3 protein-coding genes are annotated in these 4,323 nt (G+C 68.9%); 2 read left to right on the top strand and 1 reads right to left on the bottom strand.

Annotated features, from left to right (window positions below):
* Positions 1-190 precede the first annotated feature (190 nt).
* Positions 191-1,624: a coproporphyrinogen-III oxidase family protein gene (locus tag JS521_RS34240; protein ID WP_205086775.1), complete on the bottom strand. Its 1,434-nt coding sequence runs from the start codon at positions 1,622-1,624 to the stop codon at positions 191-193.
* Positions 1,625-2,242: 618 nt separating this feature from the next.
* Between JS521_RS34240 and JS521_RS34235 the strand changes: the two genes are divergently transcribed.
* Together JS521_RS34235 and JS521_RS34230 are read left to right on the top strand one after the other, a co-directional pair.
* Entirely contained in the window at positions 2,243-3,595 is a 1,353-nt protein-coding gene (locus JS521_RS34235) for an ATP-grasp domain-containing protein (RefSeq protein ID WP_205086774.1), read from the top strand.
* Between the two features lie 77 nt (positions 3,596-3,672).
* A partial coding sequence (locus JS521_RS34230) for a 2OG-Fe dioxygenase family protein (RefSeq protein ID WP_205086773.1) occupies positions 3,673-4,323 on the top strand: 651 nt, incomplete at its 3' end.

Below are 4,323 nucleotides of genomic sequence, written 5' to 3'. Positions count from 1 at the left end.
CCCCCCCGGCCCCCCCGCCCGGGGGGGGCCCCCCGGGGCCCCCCCCCCCGCCCCGCGCCCCCCCCCGGGGGGCGCCCCCCCCCCGCGGGGGCCCGCCCCCCCGGGGAAGGTCGTGCGGATGGAAGTCGTGCCGATGGACGTCGTGCGGATGGACGTCGTCCCGATGGAAACGGTCAGGGCCGGGAGGTCCTCAGGCCCGTGATGTCTTGAGGCCCGAGATGCTGAGGGGCTCGCTGCCCATGTGCTTCTGGGCGCGCTTGTTCTTGCTGTGCAGGTCGGCGTAGTAGTCGCGGTCCAGGTCGATGACGTTCTTCGAGAAGAGCATCCAGGACAGGGTGTCGCGGTGCTTGAAGCCGGCCGGGGTGAGCTGAATGCGGTTCGTCGGCAGCCTGCGCAGCAGCCCGACCTCCTCGGCCGCCTCCAGCACCGGCTCGAAGAGGTGTGCCATCTCCTGGTACCCGAAGCGGTTCAGCTCGTTGAGGTCCAGGTCGAAGGTGTCCAGGACCAGCCGCTTCCGGATGATCTCCTCGTCGTTGAGGACGAACCCGGTGAGCGGGGTCAGTTCGTGGTTCTTGGCCTTGGTGATGTAGTCCGCGACCTCGGTCAGGCTCGGCTTCACGTTCCCGACCATGTAGTCGACCGAGCTGGTGTAGCTGCGGGCCCCGGCGCCCAGACCCAGCAGCGGAACGCCGTGGAAGGTCAGGACCTTCTGCTGGTAGCCGCCGCGCCCGAGCTTCTTGTAGCGGACGTTCGACTCCTGCACGTATCCGGCGGCGCGGAACGTGGCGTTCGCGTAGTCGTACCGCTCGTACAGGTCGGGGCTCATCATGTACTGGTACGCGCCGGTCTTGGAGAACCACGCGTCCGGCCGGACGGTCAGGAAGTACGTGCTGATCGTCTCGGGGGCGAGCGCCGTCAGTTCGTCGACCGAGTGCCGCCAGCTCTCCGGGGTCTGCCCGGCGAAGCCCATGATCAGGTCGGTGCTCAGGTTGGGCAGCTGTTTCTCACGGGTGATCTCGATGGCCCGGCGGATGACGTCCTCGCCCGCCTGGCCCCGGCCGGCTTCCCGGATCTCCGAGGGCACCAGGGACTGGATGCCGATGTTGGCCCGGGTGAGGCCCAGGGCGATCAGGCCCTCCAGGGTGCCGGGCTCCTTGACGATGGAGTCCGGTGTGGCCTCGATGGCCACCTCCTCCACCGTGCTCCGCCAGTTCGGGTACACCTCGTTCAGCGTGGCGAAGAGCTGCTCGAAGTGACGCAGGCTCAGCAGGCTCGGGGTTCCGCCGCCGATGTAGATGGTGCGCAGCCGCCGGCTCTGGATGATCTCCGTGTGGTCGCGGATCTGCGTACAGAGGGCGTCCATGTACGCGTCGTACACGTCCATGTCCTCGGAGATGACGGTGTACAGGTTGCAGAACCCGCATTTGTACCGGCAGAACGGCACATGCAGATACAGGTTGAGCTCAGGAACGGGGTGCCGCTGCAGGTCCTCGGCCCAGATATCCCGGATGTTCCGGGTTCCGTTCAGCGGGCGGTAGGCGGAGCGGGAAGGGTACGCGTAGTTGAAGGGCGGAATGACGCCCTGCTCGATGTGCCGGCTCAGCTCGTCACGAATGGCGCTCATCGTTCCTGGGTCCTTACCTGTGGAGGTCGACGTCGAACTGCCTGCCAACGGGGAGTGGTGCCACAGATCCGTGCGGCACGGAAAGAGACATGGAGTGAAAGCGGCGCGGTCCGAGGACACGCGTGGGCGATGGGTGGGCTGTGCCCTTTCCCCGCAAGCCTCCCCCGGAGGCTGTGCTCTCCGCCAACTGCGCTGAACGGCAGGCGTGTTGACTGGTCGGTACGCCAGTGGCGGAGGTGGTGCCAGTAGACAGCCGGCGGCGAGAGGCGCGACAGGAACAGAACCTACGACGATGGCCGGGCGGCATTCGTCGCCTCCTCCCAAATTGTCCACAGTGTGAGATCGCGAATATTCGAGGGGTCCTGTGGGGGCTTCGGTGCGGTTACGGTCGCCGGACCGAATTGGCCAACAGGACAACCGAGTTGAGTTTCACCATGCGGAACTTGGCCGATTTGAATAGAAGTTGAAGTGACTCGGCTTGAAAAGCGCGCATCAAAAGCCCAGTTGGAGGCCGTGCGGCCTTCACTCCGCCGTCACATGCGGAATCCCGGGCCGAGCGCATTTCCACGCGGCCACGCCGCCGTCGCCGGGAATCGCCCGATCGAACTGGAGTGAGACTTGACCGCGTCCGACATCAAACGCATCGCGTACATCCGGTCGATCCCGGTCTCCCGGGCCGGCCCCTACATCCCGGAGCTGGCCCGGACCGTGACCGACGCCGGCCGCGAGGCCCGCATCTTCTACACGGACGGCGACTGCGGCGCCGCGGACTTCCCCGGCGGCACCTGGGAGAAACTCCCCGAGGACGCCACCCCCGACCAGATCGCCGACCGGGTCCGCGCCTGGGGGGCCGACGGCGTCGTCTCGCTGTCCTTCCCCGACGAGGCGGGGCTGCGGGACGCCGTGGTGAAGGAGAAGCTGGCCCGGCACGCCATCCCGATGGTCTCCAACGGCCTCGACCCCTCCCGGCTGCTCGCCGACAAGTGGGAGACCAAGAAGATCCTGGCCGACCACGGCCTGGACACCCCGCACGGCATGCTCGTCGACGGCACCCTGCTGAAGAACGGCGCCGCCGAGGTGCCGGTCTACGCCGACATCATCCGCCTCAAGGCGGAGGAGATCGGCTACCCGCTGCTGACCAAGGCGGTCTGGGGCAGCTCGGGCAACGGCATCCGCTTCATCCGCGACCGGGCGGAGCTGGAGGAGTACCTGGCCACCCCCGACGAGGGGAACCACGTCCTGGAACGGTGCATCACCGGCGAGCTGTGCACGGTCGAACTCGTGGGCGCCGACGGCGAGTACGCCGTACAGCCGCTGTGCTTCACCGGGCCGACCGGTGGCAGGCCGACCTTCGCCTTCTGGGAGCTGCGGTCGTCCGCGCCCCGGCCGGCGGACGACGCCGCCTTCGAACCGGTGGCCGAGAAGTTGAAGAAGCTGTGCACCACCCTCGGCATCACCGGGGTGATCAACCTGGACATCATCTACAGCGGCGGCACCTACTACGTCCTGGAGATCAACCCCCGGGTCTCCGGCGCCACCGCCCTCGGCGTGGCCGCCTCGGGCCGCAACACCTACCTCGCCATGACGGAGATCCTGCTCGGCGAGTGGCAGGCCCCGGCCGTCCCGGTGCTGCCCCGGCGCCGCTGGTCCCTCGAATTCCCGGTCCACAACGTGACCGACGCCTTCGTCGAGCAGGCCGAACAGGCTCTGGACGTCGTACAGATCACCCCCACCCTGGTGGTCGACGGGCACGAGTACGGCGGTCTGATGATCGCCTCCTGCGAGTACGGCGACGAGGCCCGCTTCCTCCAGGTGATCACGGACCTGGACGCCGGCCATCAGGTGCTCAGGCCGGAGATGCTCACGCGGTTGGGGGAACTGCTCACCGGCTCGGCTGCGCAGTCAGGCTCCACCGCGCAGTCCGACCCCGCCACCCGGCCCACCGGCCCCGCCGCGCCCCCCGTCGCCTGACCGGCCGTACCAGCGGCTCCCGCACCGCCCGCCTCTCCCGCACCGCCCGCACCGCCCGCACGAAAGGCCCGATCCCCATGCCCGAGCCGTACGTCCATGTGCCTGCCGCCGAGATCCTCGCAGCCCTCACCGAACACGACGAGATCGCGATCAAGCACCTGCGCGAGTCCTGGGACGGCCTGGAGACCGACCGCTACCTGCGGGCCGGCGCCGCCTACCGACGGCGCCGGTACAGCGAGTTCCACCTGACCCGCGGCACGCTGGAGCGCGTCCCCCACGGAGCCTTCCGCCAGGCGGCGGAGATCAACCCGCTGCACGGCGGGGCGGCCCGGGAGTTCGCGCCCATCGAGCAGGAGGTGGCCGAGTCCCCGGTGCTCGCGGCGCTCGTCCGGACCCTGCTCGACCGGATCCCCGGCAGCTTCGACGTCTCCACCGGCGCCGTCGGCATCCACCAGATCCGCGTCATCGCCTCCCGCGACGCGGAGGGACTGCCGGCGCCGGAGGGCATCCACGAGGACGGCCACCACTTCGTGGCCCAGGTCCTGATGCGTCGCGAGAACGTCGAGGGCGGCGTCTCCCAGCTGTACGACCGGGAGATGAACCCGCTCTTCCGTACGCTGCTCAGCGAGCCGTTCGAGACGGTCGTCATCGACGACCGGCGGGTCTTTCACGGGGTCTCGGCCGTCGAGGTCGCCGGGGACCTGCCGGTGGGGGTCCGGGACATGATG

The sequence above is a fragment of the Streptomyces durocortorensis genome, from assembly GCF_016901035.1.
Taxonomy (GTDB): domain Bacteria; phylum Actinomycetota; class Actinomycetes; order Streptomycetales; family Streptomycetaceae; genus Streptomyces; species Streptomyces durocortorensis.
The sequence above is the reverse complement of the archived record's forward strand: the minus strand, read 5'-3'. Positions and strand labels throughout refer to the sequence as shown.

Excerpts from the sequence above, each read along its gene's own strand:
- JS521_RS34240 (WP_205086775.1), bottom strand. The coding sequence starts at position 1,624 with ATGAGCGCCATTCGTGACGAGCTGAGCCGGCACATCGAGCAGGGCGTC.